The following is a 22008-nucleotide window of genomic DNA, read 5'->3' as shown; positions in this document are numbered from 1 at the left end:
CTAAATAAAGCCCTATTTTTAGAGCTTTATCGAGGATTTTATATCTCGTGTTTTTTCACTTATCAGCCCACCGCGTTGTCTATCTTGGGCTCATACACACACCACTGGCTTGGGGAGCGGAGCCATGTTTAATTCGTTATTTTTTAAAAAAGAAAAAAGAAAAGGAAAAAAAATGAAAACAACAATATTGTATTTTTTAGTGTTTTTAAACCTGCTGCTATTGCTTGGTTTAGGACTTTTGACCCGCGAATCAAACCTCATATTTTCGGAAAATTTGAGAGTTTTGGAAAAAAAAGTACACGCTTGGAGCCCTCTAAAATACGAGGGTAGTGAGCTTTTGGAAATGGAAATAAGCGATTTGAACAACCTCGATGAAATTAGAAAAGAAAAAGGAAAAAAACATGAGTAAACACATAGCAAAAATTAACAAAGTACCATATTTACTATGGTTCAATCATTCGACAATCGTTGAAGCGGATTGGAAACGAGAGCAGATATGGAACGATTTTGGAACGAAATCCAAAATTCAAAAAGTCAACAAATGGCTCATATTCCTATTAAAATATGTCCCGCTTTTCTTGCTTCTCTTGATTGGCGGCGTTGCCCCTGAAAACACACAAGATTATGGGTTTTTCACACTTGGCGGCATGATAGCTTTCCTTTCAATTTGGGTTTTTATGAAATACCCGAATTGGATTAAATTATACATAATCGCAATTTGTGGAATGGGGGTTTGGTTCCTTACGAAATCCGAGATTCATGGCATTCATGGCATTGCCTACTATATCGACCGCGTTTTTATGTTTGGAACTGAGGCATTGTTTTTAGGTTACATCGTCTATGAAATTTTAACAGGAAAATGGGATAAATATTACTTTTTAAGACACGTTTGGAGTGATATTACGCTCAAAACTGAGCGCAAGTCAAAGCCTCTCTTGAAAATCGGAAATCGTGAAATTTTGAACATCAAAACAGGCGTCGATTATGTTGCAACTGCTCGTGCAGGCGGGTTTTTCGCGATGATTGATAAGGACGAGGAGATACTCGAGGGGGAAGAAAATGAAGAGGATAATCACTAGCTTTTTGCTGCTTGTTGTGCTTGTTGCCTCTCTTTTTGGAGAGGTTGAATCGACCCACGAAAATAAGTATTTGGCTCAGGAACAGCCAGAATTTACAGAAAAGTTCACATGTCCGAAAGTGAAAGATGGCTTTTTTACGCGCATTTACTCGGTCGACTACTGGTCGGGAACGACCACTTGTCTCGTTTTTGACCAGAGCGGTGCGCTCGATAAAGTTCAACTTGCAAATCCGCTTTTGATGGAAAAAATGCAGGACAATCTCAAAAAAATCAAGGATAGTGCAATCGTTCCAAAATCTCAAAACAACGGGGTTGACCGTTATAAAAGTATTGAAAATATAAGAGAGAATTATATTTCAAATTACACAAACGGAAGCGGTTACTTAAACCTACCTTCGTTTTTGATTGCAGGCTTGACCCTCGACAACAAGGTTATTGACCTCGCCTCAACCGTTTCGACAAATACCATTAAACTTCAAAATGGGTACAGCTTGTACCCAAATTCTTACATAAATTTTGATGTTGAAAATGATTCGCACAACTTGTTTATGAGTGTTGTTTATCGAATCGGTAATGACCTAGCTGGACTAGTTGGGATTGACGCAAAATTTGGAGCAGCAACTTACGAAAAACTTGCTGAAGAGGAAGTTACGATTTTCTCCTCAACCAAAGAAATGTTGACAAACATTATCATCTTCATTATTCAATTTTTAGAACGCTACAACCCTACGATGTTGGAGATTAAGACCTTTCTATTATTTACCGTCGTGCCAATCACTACGCTCTTTTTGGTCACTTCAAAAGCCACCAAAAAGCTATCAAAAATCCAAGATAGAGACGATATTTTAGAGCGCGCAGTGGTGGCGGGAGTGGCTTTGTTTTGCTTTTATTTTACAACAAATACCGTCAAAATTGACGATGAGAGCGGTATCAATCAAGTGAATTACCAATCATGGTATCGCGGAATCTTGCGGAGCGGTTCAGGCTTTGCCGACAGCGTTGGAGAAGCCGCTCTCGATGCGTTTATTTTGTACAAAACCCGCGATGTCGGAGTAGTTGGAGAAGATACAAAGCGCGATTTGGTCATCCAAAAAAAGATGCTTGAAAGCGAAAATGAGTTTTTGGCAACAAGCTTGAAAAATGGGTGTTTCGATGTGTACAACATGGAAGAAGTGCGAAATCAAACAAATTTGCACACTAACCTAAACTTGCCATTTCCTCCAAATGAATCAATAACGCGAAGCGACGGACTTGCTCAAAATTGGTATTCTGAAAATTTTGTAAAAAATGGGAACCCATCCATCGCAATTTCGGGATGTGCAGCACTTTACAAAAAAGAAAAAGAGAATAAAGAACAACTTAAAGAGCTCGATAAGAAAATGTGGGAAGTCGCTGATGCGACGAACGACAAAGTCATCAATGAGCAAATGGAGCATCTCGCAAAGATGCAATATCGCAATTTTGGAGAACTCGGTTGGATTGCCGCGCCCATGATAGCAACAACGGATGCGGTTATGAGGCAGCTTGATAGTATCAATAATCAAACAGAGAAGCTCAACAGGGAGGAGATAGCAAGGGATAGAGAACTCGCAGGGGCAACGCCAGAGAGCAACGCAAACATTCCCTCGTCACTCGATGATGATTTGCTGAAAAATGTTCCGTATGTTCTGATACCTGGATTCAGTTCTATCAAAAACGAGATATCAGGATTCTTTCAAAAAATCCCATCTCTACCAGATAGTGGATTATTTAAAAATTTTGCGAAATTTCAAAGCTTAGGATTAGATATCGTCGCTTACTTTTGGACTTTGAGCATTGTGAAGTTTGGGGTTGCCATGCTCCCGTTTGTGATGCTGCTCACGGCTTCTCTATTGGTTATTGGGTTTTGGGCAATCAGCGTGCTTCTTTATTATATGGTAACGCCGTTTTTGGTCGCTTTTGCTCTTGCTGCAAACCAGACAGAGCTTATCAAGAAATTCCTAAAAACGGGTGTTATACTCGCATTTAAACCGCTTATGCTCGTTGTGAGTATAGTCATTGCAATTTTTGCAGTTGAGTTTTTGGGAAATCTCAACAACCTCTTAATCGATTGGAATTTCGATAATGTGAAGTTTCTTTTTACAAAAATCGATACTGATTTAATGTACTTGATGATTTTAAAAGAGCTTCTGCATATCGTAAACAGCATTGTAATTGCATTTTTGGCGTTTTATCTCGTTTTCAATGGTTCGGACATGATATTGAATTTGATTGGATTAAAAGATGTGAGCGTTGATGTTCAGGGAAGCGTTGGTGATAAAATCGATTCAAAATCCGCGAAATATTCCACATGAAAGGAGTGATATAAAATGAGACAAGTGTGTTACAAAATCAAGGATAAAGATTGTAAAAAACTGGAGAGATTTTACAACTCTCTGGTTAAAAAATATGACAGTTTTGAGCAAAAAAACGTATTAACATATGATGATGTCGAAAAAATAGAAGAGCTAGAGAGCATGATAAATAAGCTCTCTGGCTTTTTTCAAACTACTACCAAAAAGGAGGCAGCAGCATGTTAGATAAAGATACGAAAAAAACAATCGAAAGAGGAAGAGCGTTTCAAAAAGGAAAAAAGGAATGGATTTAAAAGAAGTTCAAAAGGTTGTTAATGACCTCGAATATGCAATTGGAAAGCTTGAAGCTTTTCGTGATTTAAGTGATTTGACTGATTCACTTTCAAGTATTGAAAAAAACATCAAATCTCTTAAAAAAGTATCTGCAAAAACAATTATTTCAAACGGAATTATTGGTTTGGCAGTTGGTGCAGTTGTGGGTTACGGGAGTGTCAAGATTTATGAGAGTCAAAACTTTCAAATGAAAGCACTCAAAAACTTTAATTTAACTATTGGCGAAAATGAAAATGCAATTTCTCTTTATGTGCCAATAGCTGCATTTTCAAAATATACAAATGAGGCGGTCATATTTACATATGATAAAAAACAAACAAAAAAGGATAAAAAATGACAGTAAAAATTTTAGAAATTGACGACAACAATTCAAGTAATGTGTTTACAAACAGTAGCTCTGTTGATAGCATGAGCGTAACGGTTAGAGATGGAGAAAAAGCATTTACGGAAATGCTTTTTGAGCAAATGGCTAATGGGACTAAACTTCTTTTAGACTTAGGGGGCGGGAACGACAGCAAAGCAGGGCTTGGCTATATTCGAGACAGTGGTTTAGAATTTACCTATGTCATACCAGTTGGTAACTCACTGGCACAGCTTCAAAACGCACTCGACACCTATAACATGATAGGTGACCCTAAAAACACGATTTTTGCAATAAATCAAGTGCATGATATCAAAAATATTAAAGAAGAGTTTTTGTTTTGGTTTGGTAGCGAAGAGTACGGAATAGAACCATTTTGTGAAAAAGTGAGCAAGAGCAAGACCATCTTTATCCCGTTTTCACCACTTTTTGAAATCGCGGCGATGAATGGTTTAACAATTGCGGATTTGGCAGAGTTTAGCAAAGGGATACCAAAAGATAAATCTATATCGATTCTTTATAAAGAATCGGGAGGCGATAAAGCAACTTTTACGAAGCTATCACAGCAGTACAAGCAGAGTATTCGCGCGGCAGAGTACTTAGATGCGTTCGTAACTCCTATCAAAGAGGTGTTCAAAAATACGAAAAATATTGCCGTTGTGAGCACAAAGGGTGGGGTTGGTAAAAGTACCATATCGTGGCATCTGCTTAATGTAGCCCTAAAGGGATAACAAATGAGCTCAAAGCTTGAAAAGTTCATAAAATCAAAAGTAGTAAAAAAATCTATTTTGGATACACAAAAAGATGAGATTTTTGAGCTTAAAAGATTAGAACATTCATTTGAGACAATATGTCAGTATCTGGCAACAGTTGGCATCAAAACGACAAAACAAAATCTTTGTTCTTGGTTTGCGCGTCGAAATAAAAATACCAAATCGGCAACTCACAAAGTTGTCGATTCTGTACAAGATATGCCTATCATAAAACCGAATCTACCATCTCAACAAATAAAAGTAGAAGAAGTAAATGATGATGCAATTGCAAATTTTATGAAATTTGCAACTAAAAAGCATAGCGTTGATGAGCTTATCAACCTTGGAAAAAAGAACAGCTAGAAAGCCCTATTTTACGGCTTGTCAATATGTTGTCAATATCTTGTAAACATATCGTCAACACTTTGACAACATATCGTAAATATGTTGTCAACTTAAAGAATACACACACCCCACGCCCATTCGGTGGTGCGGTTAATAAAATCATTGGAATATCGAGCATTTTTTAAAAAAATCGCTCAAATTTAAAACCAAACATAAAAAACAATCAAGGAGAAAAAAGATGAAAAAGCCAGTGCAAATCATCAAAGTTAGCAACAATCAAATAGGTGAAGAAAAGCTTCAAACAGTGAACTCAAGGGAGTTATGGCAAGAGTTAGGAGTTCAAAAAGATTATTCTGATTGGATAAAAACGCAAATAGAAACTCTTGATTTAGAGGAAAATTTAGACTTTGTGAAGCTCCCCCTAAAAGGGGAATCAAAAAATACACTTGGTAGAGGTGGAGATAGAAAATCTATTGACTATATCATAACCATAGACGCAGCCAAACATATAGCAATGGCTTCAAGAACCCCAAAAGGTAAAGAGGTTAGAAAATATTTTATCGAGATGGAGAAATATGCTCGTTTTGTTTTGGAGCAAAAAATCGAATCCGCAAACATTTTACACTTTGTTAAAAATCAACAATTCTATATTGAAAAAAGACAAGAAGTTACTTTGGAGGTAATTTCTGATTTTATAGAGTTTGGCGAAAACACGGTTAATAATTTAAGAAATCTAATAAACGCTGAATTAGATAGTTTGCTTATACTGAATAAGGCTTACGTTGATAGTATGGAAGACCCTGCAATTCAAAGAATGTTTATGTCTGTTGTGAAATCTATTGAATACAAAAGAGATAATTTATTGCAACTTATTCAAGAAAAAGTACTCGCTGTAAATAAGCACAACAAGCAAGTTTATCAATTTGAAAATAAACTTAAAGAACTTGATAAGGATTTTCAGACAGTTGTCGAAAACATGGATGTTGATGATGCTAGTTAGTCTAAAAAAATCATCAAAAAGGAGGCAAAAACCATGATGTCAATTTCAAAGTGGCAAAGTTCAACACAAGCAGAAAATTACTTTCAACAAGACCTCGACTATTACCAAAAAAATCAAGAGCTCGGCGAGTGGTTTATCACTGGAGAGATGGCAGAGAGATACTCAAATATTGAACATCAATCGGCTATTACTAAAGAGAGCTATCAAGATTTTTCAGACCTTATCAATCAAAACTTGAAAGGCAATGCAACAGGAGAACAAAGAGCAGGGTTTGATATTACATTTTCGCCTAGCAAGAGCGTCGATGTAATCTACACGGTGGCAGATGAGAATATGAAAAAATCTATCCTTGACGCACAAGACAAAGCCGTAAACATCGCACTCGAAAGAGCAAGCCAATATATAACCTACCGCATGAGAGACGGAAACGGAGGACGGGAGCATTTCCAAAACAACGGTTTAGCAATTGCCAAATTTCAACATCTTTCAAACAGAAACGAAGAAGTAAAGATACATACTCATTGTTTTATCGCAAATCAGACCGTTAACTCAAAAGGCGAACTTGTCTCAATTGACAACAAGCAGCTTTATGATAACCAAAAGCTCATCACGCAAATCTATCATCAAGAGCTTTTTAAAGAGTTGCAAAAGTTAGGGTTTGAGAGCGAGGTTTTGGATATCCAAAAAGACATAATCGAAGTCAAAGGAGTGAGCCAAGAAGCAAAAAACGCCATCTCAACCAGAACATTGCAAATCGAAGAGTGGCTCTCTGAAAACAGAGCCGAACTGATGGAAAAATATCCAAACGCAAACGAAAGTCAACTTAGGCAAATCGCAACTTTGGAGACGAGGAACTATAAGCAGTCACATAGCTATAGTGAGTTAAGTGAAATTGAGCAGAGAAACAGAGAACTTGTAGAGGCGACGGGATTCAATCAAGAATCAATCCTTTCTTTACAGCAAAACGGCAAGACTGAAGAGCAAAAGGTTTTATCGCTAGATGAAATTACTCAAAAATCAGCCGAAATCGTAACGGAGCAGGAGAGTACCTTTACAAAAGAAGAGATGCTATCCAAAGCAATCAAACTTAATGCTATCCAAGGCTACACCTACGATTTAGCACAAATCGAAGCGGCAATAGAGAGAGCAGACATCATCAAATTAGATGAAAACATTTATTCTACAAAAGAGATGATTGATATCGAAAAATCAATCTTAACTTATGCAAAACAGAACCAAAACACCAAAACAGCCGAAACCACTACAGAGCAGGCAGAGCAATTTTTAAATCAAAAATACTCTGGCATGACAACAGGTCAAAAGGCGGCTTTTACTCATCTTTTAACTTCACAAGACGGGGTAAGCGGGATTTTTGGAGATGCGGGAACAGGTAAAACCTACATGTTAAAAGCAGTTAAAGAGTTCCAAGAAGCTCAAGGCAAAGAGAATCTTATAGGACTAGCACCCACCAACAAAGCGGCGGGCGAAATTTCAAAAGAGAGCGGCATAAAAGGACAAACTATTGATAGTTTCATAGCTCAAAAAGAGCACAAAGAGAATCAAATCATCATAGTGGACGAAGCCTCAATGCTTGATTCAAGAAAGATGAAACAGCTTGTATCTATCGCCGCAGCTTCAAACTCAAAGCTCGTTTTGATGGGAGATACGAAGCAGTTCACATCGATAGGGGCAGGGGCAATATTTGAGCAGTTAAGCTCACGAGGAGCAATCCAAACAGCAATCATGGATGAATCCATGCGTGCTAAAACCGACGAGATGAGAGAGCTATATAAGCTTACCAAAGAGCAAAAAACGGATGATGTTTTAGACATTTTAGAGAAAAAGGAGCAGTTCAAAACTATCAGCGAGAGCGGCTACAAAGAGGTTTTAAACGAGTACTTGCAAAACAAAGAGGATACTTTGCTTTTGGTTATGAAAAACGAGACACGAAAAGAGCTAAACGACCTTATCCGCGAAGAGCTCAAAGTATCAAATCAACTCTCAAATCATGTGTCAATCGATATCCAAGAAAAACAACAACTTGACAGCATTGCAGCGCATCATCACAGCAGCTACACAGTTGGAAGCAGTGTACAACTTACAGAATCATACAAAGGAGGGTTTAAGAGCGGAACGGAGGCAACCATCACGGCAGTTGATGAAGAGCGAAACAGCATCACATTGCTTGATAAAAACGGAAAGAGCAAAGAAGTAAGCTTATCGGAGAATGGCGACAAGCTCTCCCTTTTTCAAAAAGCACAAAAAGAATTTAGCCAAGGAGACAAGATTATCTTTACCAAAAAAGATAAATCGCTGCAACTCAACAACGGCGATATTGCCGTTGTCAAAGAGATATCAAAAGACGGCTTTTTGACCGTCGAGAGCAACAAAAGAGAAATAAAAATCAATACAAAGGAGTACAGCTATATCGACCACGCGTATGCAATCACAAACCATAAGGCGCAGGGGCAGACAAGCGAAAGAGCTATATTCGTAGGCGATAGCCGCCTATCAAATCAAAACGCTTTTTATGTTGCTTTGACCCGTGCAAAGACACACATAAGCATATTTACACAAGATAAAGAACAATTCAGGGATGCGGTTTCACACCGTCAAACAAAGAAATCAACTCTTGATTATGACACGCAAGAGATACTAAGCAGGAGAGCAAATGAACTTAGAAAAATCAGTGAATTACATAAGTCCAGTCATAGAGAAATTGGAAGAGAACAAAAGACCCTCAACTTGTTGCACAAGTTGTCCAACATCAATCTGGTATCAAACATCAAGCGTATCAGTGACATGCTTCTGCAAAGCGATGCACTCACTAACCTATCAAACAGGTTCAGAAGAGACAGAGATACTACAGTGCGACCAGAGGTTGATAAGCCTAGCAGAACTCATGAACAATCAATAAAAGAGGAAGAAAACGACATGAAACAGAACCAAAACACTAGACCGAATAACCAAAAGGCAGAGCAAGAGGATATCGAGGCAAAGAGCCAAGAGAAAGACAAAGGACAGGAGCAAGAGCAAAGCGCACTTGATAAAACATTTGAATTTATCGAAAATGTGCAAGATGCCGTTGAAGTTGCAGAGTTCGCGGCAGAAGTCGCACAAGGAGAAGTACCGATTGATAAAGCGACCGAAATTGCTATGTCAATGGTAGGAAAAAGAAAAGAGCACGATAAGTCAATCGATATCGGGCAAGAGATGTAAGGGAGAACAGATGAATAAAAGCGATTCAAGTATCACATGGTTGATGATTATGAGTTTTGCGGGCTTTGGCTTTTTTGCAAACAAAGCGATGGAGTTGAGCGGCGGCGAAACATTCGCTCTTATGTTTTTCTTATTTGTAGCAGGTATGTATATTTATACTTCTTTTAAAAAAGTGACAAAAAACAATCGTGTATATTATGCAAATCCCGCAATGGCAGGTAGTTTTCCAAACTACGACGGCGTAACTGGCGGTACAAAGTGGACAAAAGCAAAGAGTATAAAGAGTGAAGAGGATGGTGTCTTGATAGACAAATTCAAGTTTGACAAAAGCGTAACTCATGAATTTTCCCCCATGCACGAATGGAAAGAGAGCGGACTTGAAAAAGATGTAATTATCAATCCAAAAGCGTTAACAAGAGGCTCTTTGCTCATCGGACAACCGGGAAGCGGTAAAACTGTCTTCTTAGAACCGATACTAAAACAGCAATGGTGGACGAGAGCAATCATCCATGACACAAAAGGAAGCCTTAGAGCGGTTTACTATGACCCGCGCAAAGATATCATCAATAACCCATTTGACGCAGAGGGCAGTATATGGGATTTATTTGAAGAGGCGCGGAAATACCCGCAAATCATAAAGCCGTTCTTTACAAATCTTCTTAATGGCGTCTTAAGTGAAAAAGGAAAAGGCTTTTTCCCCGCAAGTGTCGCAAACAGATACATTGATATTTTCAATAAGGTGTTAGTGCAAAACTTAGACACCAAGCAATCATGGGAACTCTTTGTGCAGTCTTGTAAAAAGTACTTTGAAATGGCGATGAGTGGCACTCAAAAGAGCGAAATGGATGTTGTTTCAACTATGAAGTTGATATTTGACTTCATTGAATATCAAAATTATCGTATTCAAGAAGATGCAAAAACATTCACGATAGGAGAGTTCATCAAGCGTAAAAACGCAAAGCTCTTTTTGCTCAACAAACAGAGTTTCGCAACATTTTTAAATCCATACTTTGGAGGATTTATCGCCGCCTATACAAATATATTCATGGATATGACAAAAGACAATACCGATGAATATACGCTCTTTTTGCTTGATGAGTATTTGACCTTTTTGCCAATGCTTGATGAAGCAACGCTTACGACATTGCATACTTTAATCAGGTCGAAAGGCGGGTGTTTGCTTCCCGCAGTTCAATATGTTCCCGCGCACAGCAAGGAGCTGATGCAAAAGCTTGTCAACAGCGTTGACCATCTTTTTGTATTCCAAACGGCGGATGCCGACACTATCAAATTTATTAAGGACACCATAGGAAAACAGGAACATCAAGCGAAATCTATAACCAAAGACGGGTTTAGCAAGTCGGCACAAACAAGTGACCTGTTGAGCGACGATATCTTAAAAAGTTTGGGAAGTGACTACACGCATGTAACTTATATCCCATCGCGAAACGTGCTTTATAAAGGCTACACAACAAAAATAGATAACAAAGCAAAATACCCAGAGTTTATCGATGCGGGATACAACGAGTACTTATCGCAAAAATACAGCTCAAATTAGCGAATTATACCGTCCATATAGCTGCGGTTATTCAAGAAACGAGCGGCTTTTTGCTCTTTGAAAATTTCAAACGGTATTTTTCCATCAAACATTTGTCCGCCTAATCCCAAGAGTTCCACCCATCACCCTTTTTTAAATGTAAGTGTAGAAAATTCTTAAATGAAACTACGCTGAAAATATTAAAAAGCGAGCATATACTCACTGCGTTGCGTTATCCCTCTCTTTTTAAATTTTAAGCTCCGTTCCAGTTAAAATTTTCTTTGTAACACTTACAAAAAGGGCGACGGGTGAAACTCAAGGGAAAAGGCAATAACCAAAAGCCAAAGAGTGAAAAATCCTAAATTTTCAAAGAGCAAAAAGAAAAAAGGCTCAGAGAAAAATCTAAGTGAAAAGCTCTTTTTTTAAAAACAAAACAAGGAATTAATTATGAAAAGATACGAGAATATAAATGAAGTTGTGGCAAATGCTACCAAAGACGAGCTTATAGCTTTGAGAGATGTTTTAGAATCTGAGATAAAAAAGAGAGATTGCTATTTTTGGGAGAGCGTGGAGCATTTGGGAGAGCTTAGAAAAAAAGCAGAGAGAGCACAGGAGGAAGTTTTTGATTTTTTGAAAAATAATCATTATTTTAGTGCAATAGGAAAAATGGGTTTCAGTGTTGTGCTCTACGATATCGACAAAGTTGGTTTCATTAATTATGAGAAAAGCAAAGAGCTTCCGCAAAAAAGCTTTTATGGGTTTGACTATAAAATTTTAGACGGTTTTGATTTTGCAAACAAAGTAAAGCCGACGGACGAAGAGATTGAGCAAATTACCGAAATTGTCGGGCAGCCCTTGTAAAAAATTTAAAAAGGAAAAAAGATGTCAAAAGAGAAAAAAGAGAAAGTGCTTTTGGAAAAGTGCGAGTGCGGCAACATGGTACATGATGATGCGCCCGCTTGTTTTAAATGCGGTAAAGTTAAGGATAAGAGCCTTTACGAAAGGATTTCATTTTGGCTAAACTGGTATATTTTTACAGTTCCTTTTATTAATTATTTTGTGTTGACTGAAGCTTTTGATGTGAAAGAAGATTTGGCAGAAAATATAAGTATTTTGCTATTCGTTGTTGGCATTATCATCGGCTTAATTGTTGGTCGCGATTATAATAAAAAATTCAAAAAACACCCATACGCTCGCCGTGATTACTGGTAATCTCGTATTTCTCTACACTCCCAATGTAGAGAAATATAATACCCACATTAAGAAATTAAACATTGAAATAACAATAATCCTTAATACCCACATTAAGGATTTTAATAATTCTCTCCCTCAAATACTTAATACCCACATTAAGTTTCTAAATCACAAAAACAAAATATATGAGCAAAAAAAAACACCTCGTCTTTACAGTCACAGAGGACACAAAGCAGAGTTTCAAAATTTAACATTTTGAAAAAGCTTTGGGTTAATAAGCGAGATTAGAAAAAGGGTTTAAAAAGCATGACTTATTTTATTAGGGTGGAAATAGGGTGGAAAGCGAAAAAATAAGTTTTCTTAAGCGGTGCTATTTTAGAAAATTTAAAAGCTTTGAAATGACTTGTTTTAGGGGTTTTTGAAGTGGTGGACCCTCAGAGATTCGAACTCTGGGAGGTATTACCCTCGCCGGTTTTCAAGACCGGTGCTATAGACCAACTCAGCCAAAGATCCACGTTTGTAAAGAAAGAAATTATTATAAAATTCTGGAGGTGCCACCCAGATTTGAACTGGGGATAGCAGCTTTGCAGGCTGCGGCCTTACCGCTTGGCGATGGCACCAGTTTCAACCGATTTTTATAATAGTGGTGCCCGAAGCCGGACTTGAACCGGCACGCCCTTACGAGCGAGGGATTTTAAATCCCTTGTGTCTACCGATTTCACCACCCGGGCTTTGGGATTTTTTTATCTTTTAAAGATATCGGATATTTTTTAAATATTTTATGGAGCGGGAAACGAGGTTCGAACTCGCGACCCCAACCTTGGCAAGGTTGTGCTCTACCACTGAGCTATTCCCGCATTTGTTTGTCACTTATTTTTTAAGTGGGTGGAATTATAGCCGTTTAATTTTCATTTGTAAAGGGTTTTTAGAAAAAAAATCGAAAAAAATGCTATAATCTCGCTATTAATAGAAGAAAACAGCTATATATGAAGGATTTTTATGAGAAGCGATACTATAAAAAAAGGTTTTGATAAAGCACCGCATCGCTCGCTGCTTCGCGCGACAGGGCTAAGGGATGAGGATTTTGACAAGCCCTTTATCGGGATAGCAAACAGTTATATCGACATTATTCCGGGGCATTTCTTTTTGCATGAGTATGGAGAAATCGTAAAAGAGGCGATTCGTGAGGCAGGCGGCGTGCCGTTTGTGTTTAATACGATTGGAGTTGATGACGGTATCGCTATGGGGCATGACGGTATGCTTTACTCTCTTCCTTCTCGTGAAATTATCGCTGATTCGATTGAAACGGTTATGAATGCACACAAGCTTGATGCGCTTATTTGTATTCCAAACTGTGACAAAATCGTCCCAGGGATGATTATGGGTGCGCTTCGTGTTAATGTTCCGACCGTATTTGTCTCTGGCGGTCCGATGCCGGCGGGTCATAAAAAAGACGGTACGCCTATAGACTTGTCCACCGCATTTGAGGCAGTCGGGCAGTTTAACGAAGGGACGATAAGCCAAGAAGAGCTTTATGACATAGAGTGTAACGCATGTCCGAGCGGTGGAAGCTGTTCTGGTATGTTTACTGCAAACTCCATGAACACTCTTTGTGAAGCGATGGGAATCGCACTTCCGGGCAACGGAACTATCTTGGCGATGACTCCTGCTAGAATCGAGCTTGTTAAAAAAGCGGCAAAGAGAATCGTGGAAATGGCTAAGGCGGATGATGCAAAGTATAATCTCAAAAATGTGTTAAACGAAAAAGCAGTTCACAATGCTTTTGTTGTAGATATGGCAATGGGCGGAAGCTCAAATACCGTGTTGCATATGCTTGCAATCGCTAGAGAAGCAGGAGTGGATTTTGATATAACGCAGATTAACCATATAGCTGACAATGTTGCGCATATCGCTAAAATTTCTCCATCATTAACAACTGTTCACATGGATGACATCAATCGTGCCGGCGGCGTCAGTGCGGTAATGAGAGAGGTAAGCCGCAGAGGAGGGCTTCTCCATCTTGACAATCCGACTGTAACAGGCGAAACGCTCGGTGAGCGTATAGCAGATGCTAAAATCATGGATGAAAGCATCATTCATACAAATGAAAATGCTTACTCACAAGTCGGTGGTCTCTCCATTCTTTTTGGAAATCTTGCAGAAGAGGGTGCGGTTGTTAAAACAGCAGGAATTGAGCCAAATATGAGACGCTTTAAAGGCAGTGCAATCTGTTTTAACTCACAGCCTGAAGCTATAACTGGTATCATGTCCCACAAGGTAAAACCCGGAAATGTTGTTGTTATCCGCTATGAGGGACCAAAGGGCGGACCGGGCATGCAAGAGATGTTAGCTCCGACTGCGCTTATTCAAGGGATGGGTCTTGGCGATAGCGTCGCTCTTATAACGGATGGTCGTTTTTCAGGTGCTACAAAAGGTGCAAGTATCGGACATATTTCTCCTGAGGCGGCAGAAGGCGGCTTAATTGCGCTTGTAGAAGACGGTGACGAGATAGAGCTTGATGTTGATAAACACATTCTTCAACTAAATGTAAGCTATGAGGTTCTTGAGCAAAGACGCCTTAAATGGAAGCCTTATGTGAATGAGGTTAAGTCAAAATGGCTCAAACGCTATCAACTTTTAGTTTCAAACGCTTCAAACGGCGCAGTGCTAAAGACAGAGATATAGAAAGGATACTATTTTGAACGCAATAGCAATAAAACACAACGGTGAAATTATAGATTTACAGACTGCAAAAGAGCTTGGATTTGAGGGAGAGCAAGTACATCTTGACAACTCGGAAGAGTCGTTAAATGTGTTGCGCCACTCAACCGCTCATCTTATGGCTCAAGCCATCAAGTCGCTCTATCCGGATGCGAAATTTTTTGTAGGTCCAAATGTAAAAGAGGGTTTTTACTATGACTTTAAAACTTCAAGCGAGATAGGTGAGGGAGACCTCAAAGCCATCGAGCAGGAGATGCTTAACATTGCTAAAAAGAAGTATGCGATAGAGAAGTACGAAATCTCTATGGATGAAGCAAAAGAGAAGTTTAAAGATGACCATCTCAAACTTTTTGTTATGCAAAGAATCCCAAGTGATAGAGTTTCTATCTATAAACAGGGAGATTTTGAAGACCTTTGTCGTGGACCGCACCTACCAAATGTCGGGTTGATTCGCTATTTTAAACTCACAAAAATAGCGGGTGCGTACTTAGGCGGAGATTCCAAAAATGAGATGCTAACGCGCATCTACGGTATCGCATTTGCCGATAAAGAGGCACTCAAAGCATATCTTGACATGATGGCAGAAGCTGAAAAACGAGACCACCGTAAACTCGGTGCGGAAATGAAGATGTTTACTTTCCGTGAAGAGGTCGGAGCCGGCTTTCCTATCTGGCTTCCCGCAGGCGGGAGACTTCGTGCAAGACTTGAATCGCTTCTCTTTAAGGCACACCGCAAACGAGGTTATGAACCGGTTCGTGGTCCCGAGATGCTAAGAAGCGACTTGTGGAAGGTTTCGGGTCACTACCAAAACTACGGCGAAAACATGTACTTTACAAACATTGATGAGCTTGAGTTTGGTGTAAAACCTATGAACTGTGTCGGTCACATCAAGATATATGAAGAAGATTTGCACTCATACAGAGACCTTCCGCTAAAATATTTTGAGTACGGTGTGGTGCATCGCCATGAGATGACGGGTGCGCTTCATGGACTTTTCCGTGTCCGTGAGTTTACTCAAGATGATGCGCATATCTTTTGTAGAGCAGACCAGATAGAGGAGCAAATCATAGAAGTTGTTGATTTTGTCGATAAAATCATGACAACTTTTGGATTTGACTACAAAATGATGCTCTCTACAAGACCAGAGAAAGCAGTCGGAAGTGATGAGGTATGGGAAGTTTCTACACGTTCACTTAAAAATGCGATGGAGAAAAATAACCTTGTTTATGAGGTAGATGAGGGTGGCGGAGCGTTTTACGGTCCAAAAATCGACATCAAAATCACTGATGCAATCGGCAGAGAGTGGCAGTGCGGCACGATTCAGCTTGATTTTAACCTTCCAAGCAGATTTGAGCTTGAGTATAACGGCGAGAACAATGACAAAATTCAGCCTGTCATGATTCACAGAGCAATTTTAGGTTCGTTTGAGCGTTTTATTGGTATATTAACAGAGCATTACGCTGGAGAGTTTCCAATGTTTATCGCTCCGACTCAAGTTGCAATCGTTCCGATAGCTTCTGCGCATAATGATTATGCAAAAGAGTTGGCGGATAAATTGATAGATTTAGGGGCAGACAGCGAAATCTACTCTAAAAATGATTCTTTGAACAAAAGAATCAGAACAGCGGAAAAAACAAGAGTTCCTATGCTTATAGTGCTGGGAGATGAAGAGGTTGCTTCTCGAAGTGTTGCGATTCGTGACAGAAGAACGAGAGAGCAGTACAATCTAAGTGAGGATGAATTTCTATCGCTTGTAAAAACTAAAATAAATGAGGTAAATTTTTGAGCAAAAAAACAGACCGTGTCATAATGAATGACGATATCCGTGTACCAGAGGTGCGTTGTAATGTGGATGGAGCAGAATCGTTGGGTATTATCTCCATTGATGAAGCTATGGAAAAAGCAAATGAGTTAGGTTTAGATTTAGTGCTTATTGCCCCTGATGCAAAACCCCCTGTCGCTAAAATTATGAACTACGGTAAGTTTAAGTATCAAGAAGAGAAAAAACTCAAAGAGCAGAAGAAAAACCAGACAAAGATTGATGTCAAAGAGATAAAACTCTCTGTTAAGATTGCCGAAAATGACATCAACTACAAAGTAAAGCATGCGAGAGAGTTTATAGCTGAGGGTAAGCATGTCCGTTTTCGTGTCTTTTTAAAAGGGCGTGAAATGGCAAATCCGGATGCTGCAAAAGATGTTCTTTTAAAAGTTTGGTCGATGATAGAAGATGTTGCAGTTATGGATAAAGAGCCTAAGTTTGAGGGTCGCTACTATAACATGTATGTCTTTCCTCAAAAATAATACAACAGAGCTCTTTTAAGGGCTCTTTTCTAAAACTATCCATTTCTCATACTCCCATATAATTTTTTAGAATGTAACAAGGACACAAAGTGATAAAAAAAACAGCAGCGGTTTTCACAAGCGTTGTAGTCGTAGTACTTTTTTGGTATTTGCTCGGAGAGGTGTTTGTCTTAAAAGACGGCAAAAACTCTTTTGATAAACTGGAGTGTGTCTCCTATGCTCCTTTTGGAAAAAATGACTCCCCTTTTTCACTCTCCAAAGGGATGGTCGTCTCGGAGGATTTGGTACGCAATGATCTAAAACTTCTCTCCAAATATACCACTTGTATCAGAACATACTCAACCGTCGGTTTGGAGATAGTTCCAAAGATAGCCAGAGAAAATAGTCTTAAGATGTATATGGGTGCGTGGGTAAGCAGTGACAAAGTGATGACACAAAAAGAGATAACCACACTCATAAAACTTGCAAAAGAAAATCAAGACATCATCAAAGGCGTGATTGTTGGCAACGAAGTGCTTTTGCGCGGCGATGCAACAGAGGCGGTGTTGTCCGGATATATCAAACAGGTTAAAGAGGCACTTCCAAATACAGAGGTTACATACGCCGATGTGTGGGAATACTGGGTGAAACATCCGCAAATCAAAGATATCACTGATTTTGTAACGATTCACATCTTGCCTTACTGGGAAGATGACCCCATGAACATAGACCAATCTATCGGGCATTTGGCAGATGTAAGGGGAGAAGTTACGGCACTTCTCAAAGACAAAAAGATTCTTATAGGCGAAACGGGCTGGCCATCTGAGGGAAGGGCAAGAGAAGATGCTATTCCAAGCAAGATAAATCAGGCGTTATTTGTACGTGAGTTTGTCGCACTGGCACAAAGAGAGAGATGGAACTACAACATCATAGAGGCGTTTGACCAACCGTGGAAAAGAGTAAGCGAGGGTGCAGTCGGCGGTTTTTGGGGGCTTTTTGATAAAGATAGAGTTGATAAACATGTATTTGGCGGGGATGTATCTAATTTTGTAAATTATAAGCTTTTGGCTCTCTGCTCAGTTACTCTTATCTTGCTTTTTTCACTGTTGTTTAAAAATACGCAAATCAGAACAAGAGAGATAATTTTATTTGGTACGTTCAACACACTTTTCGCGCTTTTGTTTACGCTTCAACTGGAGCAGTATAGCGTCACGGCAAGAACCGTTTGGGAGTTTTTATGGGCGTTTTTAGTCATGTCGGTGCATGCGCTCGTATATTATTTTACTCTTGCCTACATCGCATTTGATAAAAAGGTGCAAGTCGTGGTATTTAGAGAAATTTTTACGAAAAAAATCAAAGGTCCTGATGCCTCACTGACACTTCTTTTTTATGCTGCGTCACTATTGGCAACCATTATCACTATCTCTTTAGCGTTTGACGGAAGATACAGGAACTTTGAAATCTATGCTTTTTCAATCTCTGTCATCTCTTTTTTATGGCTTTATAGAGGGATGTATCGTGAGTTTGTATTTGGGTTGTTTGAGAAGGTGCTTTTTGTCGTTTTGGCGGTAACGACCATCATTGTTTTTGTAAATGAAACTTATCTTAACCTTTTTTCAAATTTGTGGGCTTTAATTGCTTTTGGATTTGCTTATCTGCTCTTTATGGGAAGCATAAAAGTCTCTTACGGCAAGATTAAAGAGATACTTTTTGCCATACTTGTTTCAGGGGTCGTTTTTGCATTTATTAAGTATGGATATCTCTCAAACAGTGCTTTTACAGCCGAGTGTGCCGCCGCAAAAGGCTTTTTCTTGTGCGATGCCCGTGCATGGATGGCGCATATGCTCTACTTAGGCTATTTAGGGGCTATTGCGCTTTTTGGTGCGGTTATGGCGTATTTTACGTATGACAGAGTTGTATCTTATGGAGCATTGGCTCTGAGTGTCGGTGCGATAGTGTTGCTAAATACAACACTAGGCGCAATTGCTTTTTTGCTTTCGCTTATGATAGTTGCAAAAATCGAAGAATAATTATTTTGAGATTTGTGCTATCAAATCCTCTCTTTGGATAGCAAGAGAGGCGTATTTGACGATAACCAGCTTCTCTGTATCGTTGATGTACCACTCTGCAACATGTTCATTTTCGAGATTTTGTAACTTCTTTATATCCACGCTCTCCTGTGGAAGGTATAGATGTGAGTATTTCGTAGGGTTTTGAAGCTTGAGTGTCCATAAGAGCCAAATTCCGGCAACAGCCGCAACAGAGATACCGATTGTCTCTCTATCACTAATGCCTAAAAGAAGACCGGCAGAAGTTCCGCCTATAAATGTTGCAAAGTATGCAGCGGAGTTTGAAATTCCAAGAGCCATTCCTTTTTGATGCACTTTTGCAAATTTTGTTATCATTGACTGCACAAGCGGTTCCATCATGTTAAAGGCAACAAAGAAAAGGATAACGCCTACCACAAAAAGAAGGCTTGAAGTGCTAAGCCCCATTATCAAAAATGAAGCGACAAACAGAATGATAGAGAGTAAAAAGACCTCTTTTGGCTTGTTATGCTTTTCGCCAAAAACCGCAGCAGGTCCCATAGCGGCAAGACCAAAGAGCATAGCCGGCAGATACGCCATGTAGAGATCAGACTTTTGCCATGAAAAAGTATCGCTTGTGAGTATTATCGGAATAAGCACAAATGCGATGGTCATAAGTCCTTTTTGCATCGCATTGATAATAATCATATTGAGAAGATTTGGGTCTCTTAGGATGTCAGACGTTTTTGCCTCTGCGTGATATGTATGCTTGATTTTGGGCGGAGTCGGTACTTTTGTAAACAACAATATTATTGCTAAAACTGCAAAAATAGCTGTAAGAATAAAGAGAAACCCAACACCGTACTTTGCGCCGAGAACCGGTCCAAGTCCCATGGCAAGCGCAAAACTAAGAGCAATTGAAGCGCCCATGATAGCCATAGCCTTACCGCGAACTTCCTCTGGAACCAAATCCGAAATCATAGCCGCAATAACAGAACCGATTGCTCCTGCACCCTGTAGAAAACGACCTACCATCAACATATAGATATCCGTCGCATAGGCACACATGATTGAGCCGACCAAGAAGATTAAAAGACCGATAAGAAGTGCCGGTTTTCTGCCTATCCTGTCGCTCATTGCACCAAAAGGAACCTGAAAAACTGCCTGTGTAAGTGCATAACCGCCAACAACGATACCTATAAGAAGCGGTGTTGCGCCCTCTAGTTCAAGCGCATAGATAGAAACAACCGGCAGTACCAAAAAAAGACCTAAAAACCTTAGGGAAAGAATCGCAGATAGAGGGAATACTTTTTTAAACATTGAGTACCTTAATGTAGTATATAATTCGCAATTATATTAAAAAGATTGTTTACACAAACTTTGTCAATCAAAGAAGTGTATCTTTAAAGTAAATCGTAAGGGTAAGAAGATGCAATTAATTTTAGCGACATCAAATAGGGGTAAGGTTAGAGAAATACAGGCACTTTGTGAAGATTTTGAGGTTATTCCCTATAGTCGGCTTATAGAGGAATTTGAGATAGAAGAGGATGGCAACAGCTTCAAAGAGAATGCGCTCATCAAAGCAAGAGCGGTTTTTAACGCTCTAAAGAGAGACGATATCGTTGTTATGGCGGATGACAGCGGCATAAGTGTAGATGTGCTTGATGGCAAACCGGGGATTTACAGTGCAAGACATGCAGGCAAAGATGCAAATGATAAAGACAATCTGAACAAGCTTATACAAGATATAAAAGCAAAAGGTGCGACATCTTCGCCTGCTCACTACACAGCTGCTATTGCTATTGTGACAAAAAAAGGGGAGTATGTTGTGCATGGTTGGATGCATGGAGAGGCAATCAGCGAGGCAAGAGGCGAGAAAGGCTTTGGGTATGACCCCATGTTTATCCCTCTTGGGTATGACAAAACGCTTGGAGAACTTGATGATGAGGTAAAAAAAGAGCTATCACACCGCGCAAAAGCCCTGAAATTGGCAAAAATAGTTCTTCAAACGCTTTAGGGCTTAAAAAAGAGAAGAAGCGCTATGCCAAAAATTATACGATAAACACCAAAAGAAACAAAAGTAAATCGCTCTAAAAACTTTAAAAAGAGTTTGATGGTGAGATAGGCAACAATAAAAGAGGTGACAAATCCGACACCTAAAACCATAAGATTTGCTTCACTGAAATCTTGGTAGTGTTTGAGCAAATCATAAGAGGCAACAGCGCCCATAACCGGAAAAGCAAGTAAAAAACTAAACTCCGCACTCGCTTTTCTATCAAGCCCGACAAGAAGTGCACCGATAATAGTAGCACCCGCCCTGCTAGTTCCGGGGATGAGCGCAAAAACCTGCGCCAAGCCGATAAATAGCGATTGTTTAAAGTTTATCTTTTCTACATCATTAAGTGTTTGTATCTCAGTATGGATAAAAAATTTTTCTACAACCAAAAAAATAATCCCGCCAACAATAAACATAATAGCGACTATTTCTAGGCTAAAGAGTGCTTTTATCTCTTTTGAGAAGAGAAAACCAACTATGGCAAGCGGAAGAAAAGCTAAAAAAACTTTTATCCATAAATCAATTTTTTTAAGAGTAAATTTCTCTTTATAGTTGAAAATAACAGCCAAAATAGCCGAAAACTGGATGATGACCTCATAGGCTTTGTTCACCGCATTTTGCTCTAAGCCTAAAAACTCACTTGCAACGATAAGATGCCCCGTTGAAGAGATGGGTAGAAACTCGGTAAAGCCCTCGATAACGCCCAAAATAATGGAATCTACAATAGTCATAAGAGCCTTTTGGGTAAAAATTTTGCAAAATTCTACCATAA

Annotated in this window: 20 protein-coding genes and 4 tRNA genes; 17 read left to right on the top strand and 7 right to left on the bottom strand. The window is 39.2% G+C overall.

Translation table 11 applies throughout. From position 1 onward, the window contains the following. Nucleotides 1-172: 172 nt before the first annotated feature. From PHY84_RS10210 to PHY84_RS10165, 10 genes are all read left to right on the top strand, one after another. On the top strand, nt 173-409 hold the full coding sequence (locus PHY84_RS10210; RefSeq protein WP_299859472.1) for a hypothetical protein: 237 nt from the start codon (nt 173-175) through the stop codon (nt 407-409). Beyond that, complete coding sequence (locus tag PHY84_RS10205) at nt 402-1079, top strand: hypothetical protein (RefSeq protein ID WP_299859471.1); 678 nt, start codon at nt 402-404, stop codon at nt 1077-1079. Before PHY84_RS10210 ends, PHY84_RS10205 begins: the two co-directional genes overlap by 8 nt. Next, nucleotides 1060-3411 carry a hypothetical protein gene (locus tag PHY84_RS10200; protein ID WP_299859469.1) on the top strand — a complete coding sequence of 784 codons (2352 nt, stop codon included), beginning with the start codon at nt 1060-1062 and terminating at the stop codon, nt 3409-3411. Before PHY84_RS10205 ends, PHY84_RS10200 begins: the two co-directional genes overlap by 20 nt. 15 nt (nt 3412-3426) lie before the next feature. Beyond that, nucleotides 3427-3636 carry a hypothetical protein gene (locus PHY84_RS10195; RefSeq protein WP_299859467.1) on the top strand — a complete coding sequence of 70 codons (210 nt, stop codon included), beginning with the start codon at nt 3427-3429 and terminating at the stop codon, nt 3634-3636. Nucleotides 3637-3694: 58 nt separating this feature from the next. Next, entirely contained in the window at nt 3695-4081 is a 387-nt protein-coding gene (locus tag PHY84_RS10190) for a hypothetical protein (protein WP_299859465.1), read from the top strand. Beyond that, nucleotides 4078-4836 carry a hypothetical protein gene (locus PHY84_RS10185; protein WP_299859463.1) on the top strand — a complete coding sequence of 253 codons (759 nt, stop codon included), beginning with the start codon at nt 4078-4080 and terminating at the stop codon, nt 4834-4836. Before PHY84_RS10190 ends, PHY84_RS10185 begins: the two co-directional genes overlap by 4 nt. A gap of 3 nt (nt 4837-4839) precedes the next feature. Beyond that, nucleotides 4840-5220, top strand: a complete 381-nt coding sequence (locus PHY84_RS10180; RefSeq protein ID WP_299859461.1) for a hypothetical protein — start codon at nt 4840-4842, stop codon at nt 5218-5220. Between the two features lie 220 nt (nt 5221-5440). Further along, a complete protein-coding gene (locus tag PHY84_RS10175) occupies nt 5441-6202 on the top strand; it encodes an antA/AntB antirepressor family protein (protein ID WP_299859459.1) in 762 nt (253 codons plus the stop codon). A gap of 33 nt (nt 6203-6235) precedes the next feature. Next, nucleotides 6236-9421 (top strand): MobF family relaxase, encoded by a 3186-nt coding sequence (gene mobF, locus PHY84_RS10170; protein ID WP_299859458.1) that lies wholly within the window; start codon nt 6236-6238, stop codon nt 9419-9421. Between the two features lie 10 nt (nt 9422-9431). Then, entirely contained in the window at nt 9432-10979 is a 1548-nt protein-coding gene (locus PHY84_RS10165) for a type IV secretion system DNA-binding domain-containing protein (RefSeq protein WP_299859457.1), read from the top strand. Here PHY84_RS10165 and PHY84_RS10160 read toward each other — a convergent pair. Then, on the bottom strand, nt 10976-11098 hold the full coding sequence (locus tag PHY84_RS10160) for a hypothetical protein (RefSeq protein ID WP_299859456.1): 123 nt from the start codon (nt 11096-11098) through the stop codon (nt 10976-10978). The genes PHY84_RS10165 and PHY84_RS10160 overlap by 4 nt on opposite strands. 307 nt (nt 11099-11405) lie before the next feature. On the opposite strand from PHY84_RS10160, the gene PHY84_RS10155 reads away from it, so the two are divergent. After that, nucleotides 11406-11819 carry a hypothetical protein gene (locus tag PHY84_RS10155; protein ID WP_299859454.1) on the top strand — a complete coding sequence of 138 codons (414 nt, stop codon included), beginning with the start codon at nt 11406-11408 and terminating at the stop codon, nt 11817-11819. Nucleotides 11820-11840: 21 nt separating this feature from the next. After that, nucleotides 11841-12170 (top strand): hypothetical protein, encoded by a 330-nt coding sequence (locus PHY84_RS10150; protein ID WP_299859452.1) that lies wholly within the window; start codon nt 11841-11843, stop codon nt 12168-12170. 406 nt (nt 12171-12576) lie between these two features. On the opposite strand, the gene PHY84_RS10145 is transcribed toward PHY84_RS10150, so the two are convergent. From PHY84_RS10145 to PHY84_RS10130, 4 genes are all read right to left on the bottom strand, one after another. After that, nucleotides 12577-12665, bottom strand: a tRNA-Ser gene (locus PHY84_RS10145). Nucleotides 12666-12698: 33 nt separating this feature from the next. Continuing rightward, nucleotides 12699-12772, bottom strand: a tRNA-Cys gene (locus PHY84_RS10140). Nucleotides 12773-12796: 24 nt separating this feature from the next. Then, nucleotides 12797-12883, bottom strand: a tRNA-Leu gene (locus tag PHY84_RS10135). Nucleotides 12884-12934: 51 nt separating this feature from the next. Further along, nucleotides 12935-13009: transfer RNA gene (locus PHY84_RS10130), tRNA-Gly, on the bottom strand. A 142-nt stretch (nt 13010-13151) separates the two neighbouring features. On the opposite strand from PHY84_RS10130, the gene ilvD reads away from it, so the two are divergent. The 4 genes from ilvD (at nt 13152) to PHY84_RS10110 (ending at nt 19183) form a co-directional block, all read left to right on the top strand. Beyond that, nucleotides 13152-14837, top strand: coding sequence for a dihydroxy-acid dehydratase (ilvD, locus tag PHY84_RS10125; RefSeq protein WP_299859450.1), 1686 nt, complete (start codon nt 13152-13154; stop codon nt 14835-14837). Nucleotides 14838-14865: 28 nt separating this feature from the next. After that, complete coding sequence (gene thrS / locus PHY84_RS10120; RefSeq protein ID WP_299859490.1) at nt 14866-16659, top strand: threonine--tRNA ligase; 1794 nt, start codon at nt 14866-14868, stop codon at nt 16657-16659. Between the two features lie 23 nt (nt 16660-16682). Next, nucleotides 16683-17174, top strand: coding sequence for a translation initiation factor IF-3 (gene infC, locus PHY84_RS10115; RefSeq protein WP_299859488.1), 492 nt, complete (start codon nt 16683-16685; stop codon nt 17172-17174). A gap of 89 nt (nt 17175-17263) precedes the next feature. Further along, nucleotides 17264-19183 (top strand): glycosyl hydrolase, encoded by a 1920-nt coding sequence (locus PHY84_RS10110; protein WP_299859448.1) that lies wholly within the window; start codon nt 17264-17266, stop codon nt 19181-19183. Here the strand turns inward: PHY84_RS10110 and PHY84_RS10105 are convergent, their stop codons facing one another. Further along, complete coding sequence (locus tag PHY84_RS10105) at nt 19184-20500, bottom strand: MFS transporter (RefSeq protein WP_299859446.1); 1317 nt, start codon at nt 20498-20500, stop codon at nt 19184-19186. A gap of 109 nt (nt 20501-20609) precedes the next feature. On the opposite strand from PHY84_RS10105, the gene rdgB reads away from it, so the two are divergent. Further along, entirely contained in the window at nt 20610-21197 is a 588-nt protein-coding gene (gene rdgB, locus PHY84_RS10100; protein ID WP_299859445.1) for an RdgB/HAM1 family non-canonical purine NTP pyrophosphatase, read from the top strand. Here rdgB and PHY84_RS10095 read toward each other — a convergent pair. Beyond that, nucleotides 21194-21967 carry an undecaprenyl-diphosphate phosphatase gene (locus PHY84_RS10095; protein ID WP_299859444.1) on the bottom strand — a complete coding sequence of 258 codons (774 nt, stop codon included), beginning with the start codon at nt 21965-21967 and terminating at the stop codon, nt 21194-21196. The two genes, rdgB and PHY84_RS10095, sit on opposite strands and share 4 nt — an antisense overlap. Nucleotides 21968-22008: the final 41 nt, after the last annotated feature.

This window comes from Sulfurimonas sp., assembly GCF_028694605.1.
Taxonomy (GTDB): Bacteria; Campylobacterota; Campylobacteria; order Campylobacterales; family Sulfurimonadaceae; genus Sulfurimonas.
This window is presented reverse-complemented; position numbering and strand designations above follow the sequence as displayed.

Bases quoted from the DNA above. Each gene is read 5' to 3' on its own strand.
- PHY84_RS10200 (WP_299859469.1), top strand. From the start codon at position 1,060: ATGAAGAGGATAATCACTAGCTTTTTGCTGCTTGTTGTGCTTGTTGCC.
- PHY84_RS10185 (WP_299859463.1), top strand. From the start codon at position 4,078: ATGACAGTAAAAATTTTAGAAATTGACGACAACAATTCAAGTAATGTG.
- PHY84_RS10095 (WP_299859444.1), bottom strand. From the start codon at position 21,967: ATGACTATTGTAGATTCCATTATTTTGGGCGTTATCGAGGGCTTTACC.
- PHY84_RS10150 (WP_299859452.1), top strand. From the start codon at position 11,841: ATGTCAAAAGAGAAAAAAGAGAAAGTGCTTTTGGAAAAGTGCGAGTGC.
- PHY84_RS10180 (WP_299859461.1), top strand. From the start codon at position 4,840: ATGAGCTCAAAGCTTGAAAAGTTCATAAAATCAAAAGTAGTAAAAAAA.
- PHY84_RS10105 (WP_299859446.1), bottom strand. From the start codon at position 20,500: ATGTTTAAAAAAGTATTCCCTCTATCTGCGATTCTTTCCCTAAGGTTT.
- PHY84_RS10190 (WP_299859465.1), top strand. From the start codon at position 3,695: ATGGATTTAAAAGAAGTTCAAAAGGTTGTTAATGACCTCGAATATGCA.
- PHY84_RS10175 (WP_299859459.1), top strand. From the start codon at position 5,441: ATGAAAAAGCCAGTGCAAATCATCAAAGTTAGCAACAATCAAATAGGT.
- PHY84_RS10155 (WP_299859454.1), top strand. From the start codon at position 11,406: ATGAAAAGATACGAGAATATAAATGAAGTTGTGGCAAATGCTACCAAA.
- PHY84_RS10195 (WP_299859467.1), top strand. From the start codon at position 3,427: ATGAGACAAGTGTGTTACAAAATCAAGGATAAAGATTGTAAAAAACTG.
- PHY84_RS10165 (WP_299859457.1), top strand. From the start codon at position 9,432: ATGAATAAAAGCGATTCAAGTATCACATGGTTGATGATTATGAGTTTT.
- PHY84_RS10210 (WP_299859472.1), top strand. From the start codon at position 173: ATGAAAACAACAATATTGTATTTTTTAGTGTTTTTAAACCTGCTGCTA.
- rdgB (WP_299859445.1), top strand. From the start codon at position 20,610: ATGCAATTAATTTTAGCGACATCAAATAGGGGTAAGGTTAGAGAAATA.
- ilvD (WP_299859450.1), top strand. From the start codon at position 13,152: ATGAGAAGCGATACTATAAAAAAAGGTTTTGATAAAGCACCGCATCGC.
- mobF (WP_299859458.1), top strand. From the start codon at position 6,236: ATGATGTCAATTTCAAAGTGGCAAAGTTCAACACAAGCAGAAAATTAC.
- infC (WP_299859488.1), top strand. From the start codon at position 16,683: ATGAATGACGATATCCGTGTACCAGAGGTGCGTTGTAATGTGGATGGA.
- PHY84_RS10205 (WP_299859471.1), top strand. From the start codon at position 402: ATGAGTAAACACATAGCAAAAATTAACAAAGTACCATATTTACTATGG.